Source organism: Pseudomonas sp. TWP3-1, from assembly GCF_049896625.1.
Classification (GTDB): Bacteria; Pseudomonadota; Gammaproteobacteria; order Pseudomonadales; family Pseudomonadaceae; genus Aquipseudomonas.
In genome coordinates this window covers 24,184-41,024 of record NZ_JAFCUQ010000012.1, presented here as the reverse complement: position 1 = coordinate 41,024, position 16,841 = coordinate 24,184, and the positions used below count along the sequence as shown (strand labels likewise).

13 protein-coding genes and 1 pseudogene are annotated in these 16,841 nt (G+C 57.0%); 11 read left to right on the top strand and 3 right to left on the bottom strand.

The window, feature by feature from the left end:
• Nucleotides 1-115: 115 nt before the first annotated feature.
• Nucleotides 116-631 (bottom strand): methylated-DNA--[protein]-cysteine S-methyltransferase, encoded by a 516-nt coding sequence (locus ACP7BN_RS17175; protein ID WP_426205375.1) that lies wholly within the window; start codon nucleotides 629-631, stop codon nucleotides 116-118.
• 135 nt (nucleotides 632-766) lie between these two features.
• On the opposite strand from ACP7BN_RS17175, the gene ggt reads away from it, so the two are divergent.
• From ggt to ACP7BN_RS17130, 9 genes and pseudogenes are all read left to right on the top strand, one after another.
• Nucleotides 767-2,494, top strand: a complete 1,728-nt coding sequence (gene ggt / locus ACP7BN_RS17170) for a gamma-glutamyltransferase (protein ID WP_420648940.1) — start codon at nucleotides 767-769, stop codon at nucleotides 2,492-2,494.
• A gap of 63 nt (nucleotides 2,495-2,557) precedes the next feature.
• Nucleotides 2,558-3,091, top strand: a complete 534-nt coding sequence (locus tag ACP7BN_RS17165) for a cysteine hydrolase family protein (protein ID WP_426205374.1) — start codon at nucleotides 2,558-2,560, stop codon at nucleotides 3,089-3,091.
• 35 nt (nucleotides 3,092-3,126) lie between these two features.
• On the top strand, nucleotides 3,127-4,182 hold the full coding sequence (locus tag ACP7BN_RS17160; RefSeq protein WP_426205373.1) for a lysozyme inhibitor LprI family protein: 1,056 nt from the start codon (nucleotides 3,127-3,129) through the stop codon (nucleotides 4,180-4,182).
• Nucleotides 4,183-4,788: 606 nt separating this feature from the next.
• Nucleotides 4,789-7,287: pseudogene (locus ACP7BN_RS17155) on the top strand (type VI secretion system Vgr family protein).
• Between the two features lie 75 nt (nucleotides 7,288-7,362).
• Nucleotides 7,363-9,069, top strand: a complete 1,707-nt coding sequence (locus ACP7BN_RS17150; protein ID WP_426205372.1) for an esterase/lipase family protein — start codon at nucleotides 7,363-7,365, stop codon at nucleotides 9,067-9,069.
• A 107-nt stretch (nucleotides 9,070-9,176) separates the two neighbouring features.
• Complete coding sequence (locus ACP7BN_RS17145; protein WP_426205371.1) at nucleotides 9,177-10,343, top strand: T6SS immunity protein Tli4 family protein; 1,167 nt, start codon at nucleotides 9,177-9,179, stop codon at nucleotides 10,341-10,343.
• Between the two features lie 43 nt (nucleotides 10,344-10,386).
• The gene (locus ACP7BN_RS17140; protein ID WP_426205370.1) at nucleotides 10,387-10,725 is read left to right on the top strand and encodes a hypothetical protein; all 339 of its coding nucleotides are present in this window, start codon (nucleotides 10,387-10,389) and stop codon (nucleotides 10,723-10,725) included.
• A 175-nt stretch (nucleotides 10,726-10,900) separates the two neighbouring features.
• Complete coding sequence (locus ACP7BN_RS17135) at nucleotides 10,901-11,161, top strand: PAAR domain-containing protein (RefSeq protein ID WP_426205369.1); 261 nt, start codon at nucleotides 10,901-10,903, stop codon at nucleotides 11,159-11,161.
• A 392-nt stretch (nucleotides 11,162-11,553) separates the two neighbouring features.
• Nucleotides 11,554-12,999 carry a SulP family inorganic anion transporter gene (locus ACP7BN_RS17130; RefSeq protein WP_426205368.1) on the top strand — a complete coding sequence of 482 codons (1,446 nt, stop codon included), beginning with the start codon at nucleotides 11,554-11,556 and terminating at the stop codon, nucleotides 12,997-12,999.
• A gap of 19 nt (nucleotides 13,000-13,018) precedes the next feature.
• On the opposite strand, the gene ACP7BN_RS17125 is transcribed toward ACP7BN_RS17130, so the two are convergent.
• On the bottom strand, nucleotides 13,019-13,537 hold the full coding sequence (locus ACP7BN_RS17125) for a carboxymuconolactone decarboxylase family protein (RefSeq protein ID WP_426205367.1): 519 nt from the start codon (nucleotides 13,535-13,537) through the stop codon (nucleotides 13,019-13,021).
• A 129-nt stretch (nucleotides 13,538-13,666) separates the two neighbouring features.
• On the opposite strand from ACP7BN_RS17125, the gene ACP7BN_RS17120 reads away from it, so the two are divergent.
• Nucleotides 13,667-14,488, top strand: a complete 822-nt coding sequence (locus tag ACP7BN_RS17120; RefSeq protein WP_420648935.1) for a cupin domain-containing protein — start codon at nucleotides 13,667-13,669, stop codon at nucleotides 14,486-14,488.
• Between the two features lie 3 nt (nucleotides 14,489-14,491).
• Here the strand turns inward: ACP7BN_RS17120 and ACP7BN_RS17115 are convergent, their stop codons facing one another.
• Nucleotides 14,492-15,385 (bottom strand): DMT family transporter, encoded by an 894-nt coding sequence (locus ACP7BN_RS17115; RefSeq protein WP_426205366.1) that lies wholly within the window; start codon nucleotides 15,383-15,385, stop codon nucleotides 14,492-14,494.
• A 91-nt stretch (nucleotides 15,386-15,476) separates the two neighbouring features.
• Here ACP7BN_RS17115 and ACP7BN_RS17110 point away from each other — a divergent pair, with 91 nt between their 5' ends.
• Entirely contained in the window at nucleotides 15,477-16,808 is a 1,332-nt protein-coding gene (locus ACP7BN_RS17110; RefSeq protein WP_426205365.1) for a PLP-dependent aminotransferase family protein, read from the top strand.
• Nucleotides 16,809-16,841 lie beyond the last annotated feature (33 nt).

Below are 16,841 nucleotides of genomic sequence, written 5' to 3'. Positions count from 1 at the left end.
CGAGGGAGCTTGCTCCCGCTCCAGTGCGCAGCGCTGGTAAATTTTCAGGGCCGCTTCGCAACCCAAGCGGGAGCAAGCTCCCTCGCCACAGATGCTTTCTCGCCGTGCTCTACGATTAAAACAGTTCGCCGGTCTTGCCGACAGTAGTCCGCTGGCCGCCCTCCAGCGTGAGCAAACGCTCCTTGGCTTCAAGGCCTCCGGCAAATCCGGTCAGTTTCCCCGATGCGCCGATCACCCGGTGACACGGCGCAATGATCGAGATCGGGTTGCGCCCGTTCGCCGCGCCGACTGCACGCACGGCGCTGGGGTGGCCGATCTGGATTGCGATCTGGCTATAGGTGCGAGTCTCACCGAACGGAATGGTCAGCAACGCGGCCCAGACTTTTTTCTGAAACTCCGTGCCGACGAAATCCAGTTCCAGCTCAAAGCTACTACGCGAGCCGAGGAAATATTCCTCTAATTGCTGCGCAGTTTTCATCAGAACCGGATCGTCCGGTGATTCAGTCATAGGCCCCAGCCGCACCCTGTTCGGTTTGTCGTTTTCCCAGAGGATGGCCACCAGTCGTGAACCATTCGCGACCAGCTTCAATTCGCCGACCGGCGAGGGCAGGGTGATGAACGTGTGGGCCATGGGGAAAACTCCGGGGCGAGGCGGGAACGACGCTCAGCATACTGCCTCACCGGGGAGGCGCAAATCGTAATCGCGACCATACTGGCTGTTGCTCTTGAAGCGTTTTCCTACCTAATAAAAAGAAGAGATCGACTCATGAAGTACGAACCTTTTGCCAAATCGCTGATTGCGACCTCGTTGGCCCTCAGTTGCCTCATGGCCCACGCCGCCTCAGTGGCACCGGTTGCTGCCGAAAACGGCATGGTGGTCACGGCCCAGCATCTGGCCAGCCACGTTGGCGTCGATGTTTTGAAGAGCGGCGGCAATGCCGTCGATGCGGCAGTCGCCGTGGGTTACGCGCTGGCGGTGGTTTACCCCGCCGCGGGCAATCTCGGTGGCGGCGGTTTCATGACCATTCAGCTGGCTGACGGGCGCAAGACCTTCCTCGACTTCCGCGAAAAAGCCCCGTTGGCCGCCACCGCCAATATGTACCTGGACAAGGAAGGCAACGTCATTCCCGAGCTGAGCACTCGCGGCCATCTGGCGGTCGGCATACCAGGCACCGTCTCGGGCATGGAAATGGCGCTGAGCAAATACGGCACCAAACCGCGCAAGGAAGTGATTGCCCCGGCGATCAAACTGGCTGAAGACGGCTTCGCGCTGGAGCAGGGCGATGTCGAGATGCTGGAATACGCCACCGATGTGTTCAAGAAGGACATCAAAGACTCCGGTGCGATTTTCCTCAGCAACGGCGAGCCAATGCAGGTCGGGCAAAAACTGGTGCAAAAGGATCTGGGCAAAACCCTGCGGGAAATTTCCGAGAAGGGCGCCGATGGGTTCTATAAGGGCTGGGTGGCCGACGCCATCGTCACTTCCAGTCAGGCCAACAAAGGCATCATCACTCAGGCGGACCTCGATAAATACAAGACCCGCGAACTGGCACCGGTGGAATGCGATTATCGCGGCTATCACGTGGTTTCAGCGCCACCTCCGAGCTCCGGCGGCGTAGTCATCTGCCAGATCATGAACATCCTCGAAGGCTATCCGATGAAGGATCTGGGCTTTCATTCGGCCCAGGGCATGCACTATCAGATCGAAGCCATGCGCCACGCGTATGTAGATCGCAACAGCTACCTCGGTGACCCGGATTTTGTGAAAAATCCGATCGAGCATCTGCTGGACAAGAACTACGCGACCAAGCTGCGCAACGCCATCGCCCCGCAGAAGGCCGGCGTGTCGGCCGAGTTGAAACCCGGTGTGGCACCGCATGAGGGCAGCAACACCACCCACTATTCGATTGTCGACAAGTGGGGCAACGCGGTATCGGTGACTTACACCCTCAACGACTGGTTCGGTGCGGGCGTGATGGCGAGCAAGACCGGGGTGATCCTCAACGATGAAATGGACGACTTCACCTCCAAAGTCGGCGTGCCGAACATGTACGGTCTGGTGCAGGGCGAGGCCAACGCCATCGCTCCGGGCAAGGCACCGCTGTCGTCGATGAGCCCGACCATCGTCACCAAGGATGGCAAGGTTGTGATGGTAGTCGGCACGCCGGGTGGCAGCCGCATCATCACCGCCACGCTGCTGACCATGCTCAACGTGATCGACTACGGCATGGGCTTGCAGGAAGCGGTCGATGCGCCGCGCTTCCATCAGCAGTGGATGCCGGAAGAAACCAATCTCGAAGACTTCGCCGCCAGCCCTGATACAAGGAAGCTTCTCGAGAGCTGGGGCCACAAGTTTGCCGGACCGCAGGACGCCAACCACATCGCGGCGATCCTGGTTGGCGCGCCCTCGCTGGACGGTAAACCGGTAGGCAAAAACCGTTTCTACGGCGCCAACGATCCACGGCGCAATACCGGGTTGTCATTGGGTTACTGAGCAGCGTAAAAAGGGGGCGGGCACACCGCCCCTGACTCAAGGTTCGATCAAGGAAGGCTCACCATGACCACCGCATTGCTGATCATCGATGTCCAGCGCGCCCTGTGCTCCGGCGAATATGAATGCCACGACATCACACGCGTGATCGACACCATCAACGGCCTCAGCGCTCGGGCGCGCACAGCGGGCATTCCGGTTGTTGTGATTCAGCATAATGAGAAGGACAGCCCCTTGGCTCACGGCGCCGAAGGCTGGCAACTGGCTGATGGTTTGAACACCGCGCCCGGCGATCTGCGCGTGGATAAAACCGCCAATGATTCGTTCTACCAGACCAACCTTTCGAAACTGATTCCCCGTGAAGACTTTGATCGTCTGGTGATCTGCGGTCTGCAAACCGATTACTGCGTGAATGCCACGGTGCGCCAGGCCCATCAACTGGGTTACGACGTGGAACTGGCGTCAGACGCGCATTCCACCATCGACAACGGCAACATGAGTGCCGAAGACATCATTGCCGAGCACAACAAGGATCTGGCGCACTTGACCGGATCTGTTGCGCGGATCGATGTGAAACCAGCGGCACAAATCACCTTCTGAAAATCTGCGCAATTGCTCCCTGAATGACGTCGGGGGTGGCTGAAGGCATACTGCCGCCGCCCGAAGAATGGAATCTGCCGATGCTCACTTTTACATTGCGTCACGCCCTGTGCGTGACGTCCCTCGCTTTTGTCTCCATTACCCACGCCAGCAGTTTTGATTGCGCCAGTGCTGCCAGTCCTGTTGAAAAAGCGATTTGTGCGGATCCGTACCTTTCGGATCTGGACGAGAAGCTCGGTGCGGTGTGGAAGACGACGTTGGCGAAAGTCGCAGATCCGACAGCGTTGAAGGCCAGTCAGCGGCAATGGCTGAAGAATCGCAGTGCTTGCGGCCAGGAGCCTGCATGCTTACGGCGCGATTACCTGATGCGTCTCACCGAACTTGAATACGCCACCAAGCCGTTCAATTGGAACGCCACCTGGCAACGCATCCCCGGCACTCCCTCATCGGGCGCAACGCTGAACACCAAGCAGCTCGACACCACGCATATCTCGTTCGATATTTCGGCGGCGGAGGGTGGTAATTCTGGCGATCTGGATGGCGTCGCGTTATTGAAGGGCAACCAGGCCAATTACGTCGAAGGGCAATGTGCGGTGAGTTTCACTGCGGTCAACGGAATACTCAACGTGACGCAGGATGGTTCCGACGGCGAGTGCAGCGCGGGAATGGGGGTTTATTACTCCGGTACCTATGTGGCCTCTGACCAACCGTTACTGCTCGATTACGATTTGCTCTCACTCGGTTTGGCCCGCTCCTCTCAGGAAAACGCTGCACTGCACGCTTTGCTCAAGAATGACTATCAGGTGATGGTGAACCTTGCCGGCTCAATAATGGAAGGCGACCCGAGCGCAGATGTACCGGGAAGCAAGGTCACCCGATTGTGGGTGCGTGGTCTCGGAGCTACATCAATCTTGATGAACACTCCCGACGCTCGGCTTTGGGTGATGTTGATGACCTACGATGTGCAGGGTAACCCCCGTGTCCGTTACTACACCAACGTTTCGCAATGGAAGGGACGTCTGCCCGATGTCATGCAGGCATGGCACAAAGATACCTATGACGGAACCCTGCCACTCGACTTCATGCCCTGACGTCTCAAACTCGCCGGCCATATGCCGGTATGCCGCTGCCAAAGAACTTTTCTTTTAGGTGGTTTGCTTCAAGCAAAGTCACGCATCTGACTGTGGGAAATGATCGTTGCACCATTTTTACCGTCGTTGTCACTCTCTGAGGTAATATTTCTAATGATTGAAAGCTCGGATGAAGTTCAAGACGCGTTCTACAGCAATTGTGCTGCCACCTTGCTAGCGTGTCCGCTAATGTATACATGCAGGCCGGGGTAAGGTTCATCGTGCTTTTGACGCCTGCGGTATCAGCGTTGAATCCTCGTGCCGCGCCACTGCAAAAAGGAACAATGGATGTTCACTACCTTCCTTCAGTTGCACTCCAATTTGACGGTCAATGACCTCACTCTGCCCTTCTACTCCTCGCATTTAACGGCAAAGAAATCCATTAGCAGCCTTGTGTGTTCGATGTCGAATTCGTCATTGCGCGCCGAGATCAGAGCCTCAATGGCGTGCCGCAAAAACCAACCTTTTGGGCGCTCGAAGAGCGCGGTAAGCGCGCACCGCTTTTAACTGTCATGTGAGGCAATTTTCCTCACGTGTCGCTCACCATTTTGACTAGGGAACAGTTATATGCGCCAAAGGGACTTGAGATTCACCTTTTCCGTGCTGTCCGGGCGGACCGAGTTCGAGGTCGTAGAGTTCACGTTGGAGGAGGCGCTTTGCGAGCCTTTCCGGCTAACGGTCGAGCTTGCCAGTGACAATTCCAATATCGACTTTCAGCAGGTACTTGATCAACCAGCGCTGCTAACGATCTGGCAAGGTTCTATGGCTGTCCGTTACGTTCATGGCTTGGTGTCAAGCTTCACTCAAGGCAAAACCGGGTTCCGACGCACGCGTTACCGAGTCGTAGTTGAGCCTCAACTGGCCCGGTTGGCTCTGAGTTCGAACTGGCGCATATTTCAGCAAAAAAATGTGCCCGACATACTCAAGTCAGTACTGACCTAGCATGGAGTGATGAACTATGAACAAAACATCAATGTAGAACACTTGCCCCGTGAATACTGCGCTCAGGCGGGCGATACCGACCTCTACCTGTTCGACAGGCTTTCTACCGAGGAAGGACTTTTCTACTATTTCAAATTCGACGCAAGCACTCATACGCTAGTTCATGGTGACAAGCTCTATGTTCAGGAGCGTATCAAGGGTGGGCCGGTGCTCTACACCACTCAGCCAGCAGCAGATGCCGAGCAACCGGTGCTGTATGCGTTCAGTTACACCGAAAACGTCCGCACGGCTGAGCAGACGCAGCGCGATTACACTTTTAAACGCCCCACCTTCGACCAGCAGCAAAATCTTGCCGGTGATGATCTGAACCATCAGGCCCAAGACTACGAACGTTACGATTACCCTGGACGCTACAAGGTCAGTGCGGTCGGCAAATCTTTTACTGAGAATCGCCTGCGTGGTCATCGCCGGGATGCGCAGATTGCAGTGGTCGAAGGAGATGATCCTCGTCTGATTCCCGGCCTGTCGTTCCAGCTTACTGGTCACCCTAGAGAAGATTTCAACCGGTGGTGGCGTTCGGTCAGAATCACCCATAAAGGTGTACAGCACGCCAGCCAGCAAGAAGAATCTGCCGGCGCGGAGATGGGGGTTAGTTACGACTTTACCGCCGAGATCATTTCCGAGGAAACAGAGTGGCGCCCTGCGCCAATGTCGAAGCCCCGTATTGATGGGCCACAGATCGCCAGCGTGGTGGGGCCTGAAGGCGAGGAAATCTACTGCGACGAATGGGGGCGGGTAAAAATCCAGTTCCCATGGGATCGGGAAGGCAAGAACAATGAGTTCAGCACTTGCTGGATCAGAGTGTCGCAAAACTGGGCCGGCGCGGAATGGGGGCACATGGCGATTCCGCGCATCGGGCAGGAAGTTATCGTCGACTATCTCGATGGAGATTGTGACCAACCGATCATCACTGGCCGCACCTACCGTGCGACCAACTCTCCGCCATACCAACTCCCGAATCACAAAATTCTGAGCACCATCAAAAGCAAAGAGTACAAAGGGACCAGGGCCAACGAGCTGCGCATCGACGACACTACCAAACAAATCAGTGCTGCATTGATGAGTGATCATGGCAGTACCGCATTGCACCTGGGCTATCTGACTCACCCGCGTCCAAGTGGTGGAGAGCCACGCGGTGAAGGTTTCGAGCTGCGCACAGACGAACATGGCGCGCTGCGCGCAGCCAAGGGCCTGCTGCTCAGTACTGAAGAGCAACTGAATGCCAACGGTGGGCATCTCAATCGTGCCACTGCCGTTCAGGTATTGGAGGCAGCTCTTCAACTGGCTAAAGAGTTGGGTGACTACGCCGCAGATCATCAGGGTGTTGGCCATGACACCGAGCCACAGAAGACGCTCAGTGAGGCGGTTCGCGACTTGGGTAATGGTGCGAATGATGAGTCTGGGAAAACCAACGGTGGTAAACCTGCTATTGCTTTGAGTGGTCAGGCCGGTATTGCGGCGGTGTCTCCAAATAGCGTCACTCTGGCAGCTGGCGAGCATATCGATAGCGTTGCGCAACAAAATCAGCAACTCACCTCGGGTCAGAAATTCGTAGTTAACGCAGGCACCGACTTGGGGCTATTCGCTCAAAGCGGTGAGATGCGACATATCACTCACCAAGGACCGATGCTCCTACAGGCTCAAAAGAACAACATCAGCTTGGAGGCGGATCAAAGCGTAGAGATTAGCGCGAGCACTCAACACGTGGTGATCTCTGCCAAGGAGCACATCACCCTGACCTGCGGCGGCGCCTACCTAACCCTTAAGGGAGGCAACATCGAACTGGGTATGCCCGGCAATTTTATCGTCAAGTCGGCCAAGCACAGCTTTATCGCCCCAGCTCACGCGTCCACTGTCTTCAACACGTGGGCCCAAACTCCGTTCAATGAGCGAGTACGGGTGGTACGCAATGGGACGCCATTACCGAATTACCGTTATGCACTTACGCGAAGTGATGGTGCCCGGGTGGAAGGCGTTACTGATGGTGATGGTTGGGCCGCAATGCAGCAGGGTCTCACGACTGAAGGTTATGAGTTCCATCTGCTTGGTCCAAGTGAGACATGACCATCATGCAAATCCCTATATCGGAAAAGTCAGAATCCACATTTAAAGTCGTCAAAACAAGGCAGGGAGAGCCTAATGAGTGAGCCAACAAGGCCAGTGCCAACCCAAATTGGCCCGGACGGAAACGTTACCGCGCGTGTGACCATGAGCCGCACATCTAACAACGTCCGCGCTGAAGTCCATGCACCTCCGGACAAAGCCATCCCCATCATTTTTGTTCCCGGCATCATGGGCAGTCCGTTATTAGCGACAGGCGCTAATGCTCGCATCATGGGTAACGATAATCGATGGGCGTGGTTTCCCGACGATGCCGCTGGTTGGGTCGCGGGAGTCACCAAATGGAAAAGCTACAACAGTTTGACCCCGGTCGAACGCAAGCAGCTGCTCGATCCGCAACTAACCCGCGCGCTGTCGAATCCTCAGGATTCCGATCTTGAAACGGTGAGCAAATTTGTCAGTACCTTGCCGGTTCAAGAGGCAAGGAATCGTGGTTGGGGATCCGTGTCGCTCGATTCGTATGGGAGTATTCTTAACTTCCTTGAAGTACAGCTACGTTTCATTGCAACCCCGGAGGGCAAACCCTACCCAGGGGTTATGGCTGCGGTGCCAAATAATGCCCCGGCTTGGGGCGAGCTCAAGGGCTACAGTCCACTGAAACCAGAAGCATTGAAAGCTGCGGCTGAATTTCGGTACCCCGTGTATGCGGTGGGTTACAACTGGCTCAACTCCAATGCCCAAGCCGCTGACTATCTTGCAGGTCGAATCCAAGCCGTTCTTGAACGATGCAGAAAAGAGCTGGGCGTTAAGTGTGAGCATGGTGTGATTTTGGTCACTCACTCCATGGGTGGATTAGTGGCGCGCATGTGTGCCAAGCGCAACCCAAACCTGATCCAAGGCGTGGTTCACGGTGTCCAACCAGCCATCGGTGCAGCAACCGCCTATCGTCGTGTTCGAGCGGGATGGGAGGATATGGCAGGGGCCATTGGGCTCGGCGGGACTGGCAAAAAGATCATGCCAATCTTTGCAAATGCTGCGGGGCCCTTGGAGTTGTTACCTAATCAGCGTTATGGCACTGGTTGGTTGAGCATCACTTGCAATGGAAAAGAATTATTTCAGATGCCTACTGGGCCAGATCCATACACGCAGATTTACTTAAAGAAGAACGCGTGGTGGAAACTGATGGATGCCGCCTGGATAAATCCAATCGGGAATTCATCCCCGGGTACGCTAGCCAGCGCTTGGAGCAACTATGAAAAAATGCTCAGTCAAGCAAAGTCTTTTCACGCTGGGCTAGGTACTTATTATCACCCCAACAGCTTCGTTCATTACGGGGCAGATAGCAGTCATCAGGCGTTCCATCGAGTCACATGGAAACTTGGCACTGGAGTTATCCCTTCCCATAAGCCAGGAATGCCCGCTACCCCCGTTCCGACGCCCTCACGCGAACATGCTTTGTCTCTGCGACTGAGGGGTGAAAATCACGAAGGGCGAGCGTGGATGGTTGATGACATCAGCGAGGACCAGTTGATTAACCAGTACGGTGTGGGAATTGGCCATAACACCCGTGGGGATGGTTACTTCGCAGATCTTCAAGGCCAGGATCAAGCGGGCGACGGCACCGTGCCTGCACATGCCGCCGAAGACGCTGCGGAGCAAGCAGTGTTCGCTGCCCGTATGACAGGCTATGACCATCAGGGCTCCTACAAGAACCGCAACGTACAGAACCTAACGCTGTATTCGGTTCTGAGAATAGGTGCCAATGCCAAGAAGCTCTCGGCATGATCGCTCGCCGCCATTTTCTAATCGTTGCCCTTGTAGTCTCAATACTGGGGGCATCCGCATACGGATGGCACCAGTGGCGCTTACCCCATTCCAACCAGAGCCATACCATGAGTGACTTGACACAAAATATGCAGACCTACTGCGTCGGTCGGTTACTAATCGACCTGCCAAAAGGGACCACTTGGACCTCCCAGGCAAGTGGAGCGCAATTAGGCAACATGGCACTTTCCGTGACTACTGACGTCACCCAGCAGCAATACGACGAGCTAGTTGAGCGCCGATGGCAAGAAGTGCTGGCAATCAAGACAGACAACAATGGAAAAGCTTATCTGCGACCCTCGGAACGCATTGCAACGCCCGAGGGAGGAGCCGTCTTTGTCTATGAGTTTGAACACGTGGATGGTTTGGCTGAGGATGACGAGACTGTCGTGCAGCAGCTTTTTCACCAAGCCGAAGGCTACCTATGGCGCGACGGCACTCTCTTCAAAATCACCCCATCACTCAATAGCAAAGATGCCATTGCCAAACTGTTTCCTCGACTGCATGCGCGAGCAGCGGATGAAATACCGAGTCGCCCTGGCTTATGCTTGAGCGGCGCATTCGTGGATGGGTACTACGATCTCGCCAACGGTGATCAGGAAGAGGTGAGCTGGGGATTTACGCTGCCTCGCAACTTGGGCGTGGTAGTGCGACACGGAATGATATGGGAGCCTGAGCAGCCTATGCTTGAACGGCGTCGTGAAGCCGACAGGGAAAGTGCTGGATTAATAGCTCGCATGCTCGCGGACCCGAGTGTCGTTGCTGGGCGCAAAGAATATCGAGCTGCAACGCGTGTTGTTGGAGAGATGGATGGCGAGGAATACGTCATGGGTGGAACAGAAGGCAAAGGCCCACAAGAATTCAAAACGAATGTTGGCGGTGAATGGAACTTTGTCGGACGTGGAACTCCTACGCCATTGCCAAGTGTTAATTTGGGTATGGACACTACCTATCTGACATCTAGAAAACCATCGACATTGGGCGAGTTTCCTAATTTTGAAGATGTTTCTGGAGGCCCAACCGAGGCAGAGTTCTTCGAGATCTGGGACGCCATAATTGAAAGCGTGCGCTTTCGTCCAGGAGCCCTGACGCCACCATCAGGTGGAAAACCCCTCATTAGTCCTCCTAGCCCGGTGACATCAACTCCGGTCACCAAGCCAGGAACAAATGACTACGCTCTGGAGGAGTTCCTGACTGGGCTACCACCTTCCCAGGACTGGATGGATAAGCTTTAGGGCTGATCAGCACTTGGTACATATCAACCCTTCGAACGCACACATGGATGGAAAAGTAATGCACCCACCTAGCACCGACTCGATCAAACCGGATCACTCTCGACTTGCTGTCGCTTCAGTCCTGGTCGTGATATTTGGCTTGCTGTTTATGGTGCTGCGTATCGCTCAGCAAAATTACGTGATGGCCATTGGCGCGGTCTGGGTAGCGAACAGCCTGACAATGGTCCTGCATGCGCTGTATTGGCAGCGCTACGGTTTGTCGGGGCCATATAAAGTTGCTGTTGTAGCTCAAGGTCTGATTACGATCGCCCCACTGCTGTTCGGACAGTCCGGCCTAGCACTGATTCTTTTCATGCTGGGCGGAGAGATACGTTTCTGGTAGTGCAGGTAGGTCAACTAATCGCGGACATCCCGATAGTTGATTCAGGCAATCTCCCGTTCGCAACAGGAATGCGAGCAACACCCCTGCGTTCACACAGGTCCGCAGGGGCTCGTCAAGCAAGCAACCTTTAAGCGTTTACGGGTCAGCTTCGTTGGTGCACCTCAAAGGAAGAGACATGGATATCATTCGACTCGGCGACTCCACCAGTCACGGCGGAACCGTAATTGAAGCTTTCAGCCAAACTGACTTATATGGCAAACCCATGTCTGGCGTGGGACATAAGGTCGACTGTCCTAAATGCAAAGGAACATTTCCCATATCTGAAGGAAGCGCCACGCTGGATGTCGGTGGTGTGCCCGTGGCGCTTCACGGAATGAAAACCGCCTGCGGTGCCAGCCTGATAGCGAGTAATCCCAACGGCAACGCCGATCGTTGAAAACTGCAGAGGGTATTTTCGATGATCACTTAGCGTGTGCTGCATTTGAGTCTAACCAGCTAAACGAACCTTTTATGTCAAAGAAACCACCGCTACATGTGGTCTTGGATCGTTCCAAGCGATTGCGCCAAGCCACTGGACGTTTGGGTTTGTCGAGCGATGAAACTCTTTGGTCTGGTTGGCATGTGAAATACCAATTCACTTGCTTGTACGGACACCTCTTCAGCACGACTACCGTCACGCTAATGAGTCCGACCGCCAAAGGCTGCCCAGAGTGCAGCGCACAGTCCCTGATCACTGGCCCGCACCCACGCATTTGCGTAACATCCGCAACCCTCTTTTCTCCGCGAATTTCAGCGGCCGCGCTCGTCGGTCGCTCTGTCAGGTAAGCCATGAAACCGATTCGTCTGCGCGCCGATGTCCTGGCCGGACTCACCACCTCGTTTGCCCTGTTGCCCGAATGCATTGCATTTGCGCTGGTGGCGCACCTCAATCCGCTGATGGGCCTGTACGGCGCGTTCATCATTTGTACGCTGACTGCGTTGTTTGGCGGTCGGCCGGGCATGGTGTCGGGCGCGGCAGGTTCGATGGCGGTGGTGATCGTTGCGCTGGTGGTGCAGCAGGGCGTGCAGTATCTGCTGGCGACGGTGTTGCTCGGCGGTTTGATCATGATGGCGTTCGGGCTGTTGCGCTTGGGCAAACTGGTTCGCATGGTGCCGCACCCGGTAATGCTGGGTTTCGTCAACGGTCTTGCGATCATTATTGCGCTGGCGCAGCTGGAGCATTTCAAACGCGGTGAGCAGTGGCTCAGCGGCACGCCGTTGTACCTGATGACCGGGCTGGTGCTGCTGACCATGGCCATCGTCTACGTCCTGCCGCGCCTGACCCGCGCCGTGCCGCCGGCATTGGTGGCGATCCTCGGCGTCGGTCTGTTGGTCTACCTGTTCGGCCTGCCGACGCGCACCTTGGGCGACATGGCGCACATTGCCGGTGGTCTGCCGACGTTCGCGCTGCCGGACATCCCGTGGAATTTCGAAACCCTGCGCATCATCGCGCCCTACGCGATTTTGATGGCGATGGTAGGCCTGCTGGAAACCCTGCTGACCCTGAACCTCACCGACGAAATCACCGAAACCCGTGGCTATCCGGATCGCGAATGCGTGGCGCTCGGCGCGGCGAATATGGTCTCGGGTGTGTTTGGTGGCATGGGTGGTTGCGCGATGATCGGCCAGACCGTGATCAACCTCAGTTCCGGCGGGCGCGGGCGCTTGTCTGGCGTGGTTGCGGGCGTGCTGATTCTGCTGTTCATCCTGTTTCTGTCGCCGCTGATCGAGCGCATTCCGCTGGCGGCGCTAGTCGGCGTGATGTTCGTGGTGTCGCAGCAGACCTTCGCCTGGGCGTCGTTGCGCGTGCTCAACAAAGTGCCGCTCAACGACGTGCTGGTGATCATCGCCGTGACCACCATCACGGTGTTCACCGATCTTGCGACAGCGGTGTTGTGCGGGATCATCATCGCAGCGCTGAACTTCGCCTGGCAGCAGGCGCGCGAGTTGTATGCGGATGAACATCTGCAAGCCGACGGCAGCAAGCTCTATCGCCTGCACGGCACGCTATTTTTCGCCTCGACCACACCGTTTCTCAACCAGTTCGACCCGGCCAGCGATCCTGATCGGGTGACGCTGGATTGCCGGCATCTGAGTTTCGTCGATTATTCGGCGATTGCTGCGCTGAAAACCTTGCGCGAACGCTATGAGAAGGCTGGCAAACATTTACAGGTGTTTCATCTGTCGGAACGCTGCAAGAAACTGCTCAAACGTGCCGGGGTTGATCACGAGTGAGATCAACCCCAGTCACTGATCAGGCATCGATGGCCGGAAAGTCGATGTCGGTCAGGGCGACGTTGTTGAGGTAATTGGTCAGCGTCTGCGCGGCGACGATGGCGATTACCTCGATGATCTTCTTGTCGTCGATACCCGCCGCACGTGCGGCCGCAATCTGCTCGGCGCTCAAGTGTCCACGGGTTTCAGTCAATTGTTGGGCGAGGGCGGCGAAGGCATTCAGCCGACCGTGTCGTGCTTCGACAATTTCCTCCCCGGACAGCCCGGCCTTACCGCCAAAAAAAGTGTGCGCCGCCAGGCAATAGTCGCAACCGTTGACCTGCGAAGTGGCGAGATACACCGCTTCTTTTTCCTTGGCGCTCAGCGACGTTTTACCCAGCGTGGCGGAGATCTGCACGTAGGCATCCAGCGCTACCGGCGCGGTGGCCAGGGTGGCGAACAGGTTCGGCAGAAAGCCGATTTTCTTTTGCACGCCTTCAAGCACGGTGCGGGTGGCGTCGGTAGTGGTTTCGAGGCTGACTGGGCTGATGCGGCTCATGATGATTCTCCGAAAATCCGACGCGAAGTGCGCCGGGGATGGAGCCATGTTATGCACCGCGGCTGGTGCTTTGGCTGCATATCGTCGAGGATATGCGACAGATCGTCCAAACCTGCCGGGGAATCATCCATGGATCGCCTGTCGACCTTGCTCAGTCATTTCGGCGTCAATGCCGGCACCTTCCATAGCGGGACTTTCTGCGGTATCAGCGCTTACGGCGGCGAGCAAACATGCGGGCATGTGCACTTGTTGCAGGCTGGCGAGTTGTTGCTGAAGCCGGGCAATGAGCCGCAAATCACCCTGAATCAACCGACACTGATTTTTTTTCCGCGACCGTTTGCCCATCGGCTGTTCGCCGACGAAGCGATGGGTACGCAACTGGTCTGTGCATCGCTGACCTTCGACGGCGGTGCCGGCAACGCGTTGGCGGCGGCGCTGCCGGATTACCTGGTGCTGAAACTCGCTGACATTCCTGAACTCGGCAGCACGCTGGAATGGCTGTTCAAGGAAGCGTTCGACGGACATTGCGGGCGCGAAGCGGTGATGGATCGACTGTTCGAACTGCTGGTGATTCTGCTGTTGCGGCACATCATCAGCAGTCGCGATCAACGTCCTGGAATGATGGCGGGGCTGGCCGATCCACGACTTTCCCGTGCCTTGAGTTTGATGCATGAGCAACCGGCCAAAGCCTGGAGCGTTGCCGAACTGGCGGCCGTCGCAAACTTGTCGCGCGCCGGTTTTGCCGAGCAATTTCGCCGGGTGGTGGGGCAGACGCCGCTGGATTATCTGCTGAGCTGGCGCGTCAGCCTCGCGCAGAAACGTCTGCGCGAAGGCCGGCCGATTGCGCTGATTGCCGAAGAGGTCGGCTACGAAAGTCCTTCGGCGCTGGCCCGGGCATTTCGGCGCAAGACCGGGTTGAGTCCGCGTGAATGGAAGGCCAGCGCCAGTTGAGGGCTACCTGGCGAACTTCTTCGCCCCGGCCACACACAGAATCACCCCCAAAGTGACCAGCAGCATGCCGAGGCTGACCTGCTCATGCAGTAACGTCGCCGCTAGCGCCAAGCCAAAAAACGGCTGCAACAGCTGCAGCTGGCCGACCGCCGCAATCCCGCCCTGCGCCAGCCCGCGATACCAGAACACAAACCCGATCAACATGCTGAACAGCGAGACGTAGCCAAGGCAAACCCACGCCGAAACGCTGATACCGCTGAACGAAGCGGGTGCTAGCCACAGACTGAGCACGGCCATCAGCGGCAACGCCAACACCAGCGCCCAACAAATTACCTGCCAGCCACCGAGAGCGCGCGAAAGTTTTGCGCCTTCGGCGTAACCGAGGCCGCACGCGATAATCGCCGCCAGCATCAGCAAATCACCAGTGGGCGAGGCGCTCAGTCCCTGGGAAACAGCGAAACCGACCACCAGCGCGCTGCCCAATACCGAAAAGATCCAGAACACCGGTCGTGGCCGTTCACCGCCACGCAGCACGCCGAAAATCGCCGTGGTCAGCGGCAGCAATCCTACAAACACAATCGAATGTGCTGACGTCACATATTGCAGCGCCAGTGCCGTGAGCAACGGAAAACCGAGCACCACGCCCAGCGCCACGATCAATAACGACAGCCACTGATTGCGCGCCGGGCGCCGTTCACGGAACGCCCACAATACGCACAGCGCCAAGACACCGGCGATGGTTGCGCGCAGAACGGTGAGAAACACCGGATCGAATTCCAGCACCGCAAGCCGTGTAGCCGGTAGCGAGCCGCTAAAGATCAGCACGCCGATAAAGCCATTGATCCAGCCGCTGGTTTTTTCCAGGGCCGGGTTGGTCAGATTCGATGTTCGTTCCATTCGAAGTCGTGCTCGGTTGTGGGGTTGCGTGGTTTCGATCCTATGGCTGAGAATCAGGACAATCAAAGAATTGTCATGGATACACCTCGACATGCCGCGCTCCCGTTACAAGACCCTGGTCGACACTTACGCCGCGGACATTCGTTCCGGGCAACTGGCGCCAGGCACGCGCCTGCCCACTCACCGGCAACTGGCAGCCAGCGAAGGTCTGGCGCTGGTGACTGCTTCGCGGGTTTACGCCGAGCTGGAGGCGATGGGCCTGGTCAGCGGCGAAACCGGGCGTGGCACGTTTGTGCGCGAGACATCGTTGTCGACGGGGCAGGGCATTGATCAGAAAGACGTAGCGGTCGGGATGATCGACCTGAATTTCAACTACCCGTCGTTACCCGGTCAGGCGGATATGTTGCGCACTGCGTTGCGACAATTGGCGTTGTCCGGCGATCTCGAGGCGCTGCTGCGCTATCAGCCACATGCCGGACGCCAGCACGAACGAGCCTCGGTCGCTCGGCATTTGCAAACTCGCGGATTGAGTGTCGAGGCCGAGCAGGTGTTGATTGTTAACGGCGCGCAACAGGGACTCGCGGTAACGCTGATGGCGTTGCTCAAACCCGGTGACGTGATCGCCGCTGACGCCCTGACCTATTCGGGGTTCAAGGTGCTGGCCGAAGCGCTGCATCTGGAGCTGGTGGCGATCCCTGTCAGCGCTGATGGCCCGGATTTGGCCGCCTTGGAAAAACTCTGCCGTAGCCGACCGGTGCGTGCGGTTTACAGCATGCCGACCCTGCACAATCCGCTGGGTTGGGTGATGTCGCGGGCGCAGCGTGAAGAACTGGTGTCCGTTGCCGGTCGGCATGATCTGACCATAATCGAAGACGCGGCCTACGCGTTTCTGGTCGATAACCCACCGCCGCCGTTGGCCGACATGGCGCCGGAGCGGACGGTTTACGTATCGGGTCTGTCGAAAAATATTGCCACCGGTTTACGTGTAGGTTTTATCGCCGCGCCAGTGCCGATGGTGCCGGCGCTGGAGCGGATTATCCGCGCAACCACCTGGAATACGCCGGGAGTGATGACTGCCATCGCCTGCGGCTGGCTCGACGACGGCACTGTCATCGAGCTGGAAGCACAGAAGCGCAGCGATGCTCGGGCACGGCAGGCGCTGGCCGCCGAAATCCTCAAAGGCTTGCCGACCATTGGCCATCCGTCCTCGTATTTCGTCTGGCTGCCGTTGCCGGAAGATGTGCGGGCGGATCAGATTGTGGTCGAGTTGATGCAGGCGCAGGTCTCGGTGACCAGCGCGGAGCCGTTCTCCGTATCGGCCCATGTCCCACATGCAATTCGCCTTGCGTTGGGGTCGGTGGATATGGATGTGTTGCGCGAGGCGTTGAGCAAAGTCCGGCAGATTGTCGGTGCTTACACCTAGCCCGAGTTGAATGAATTCCTGTGGCGAGGGAGC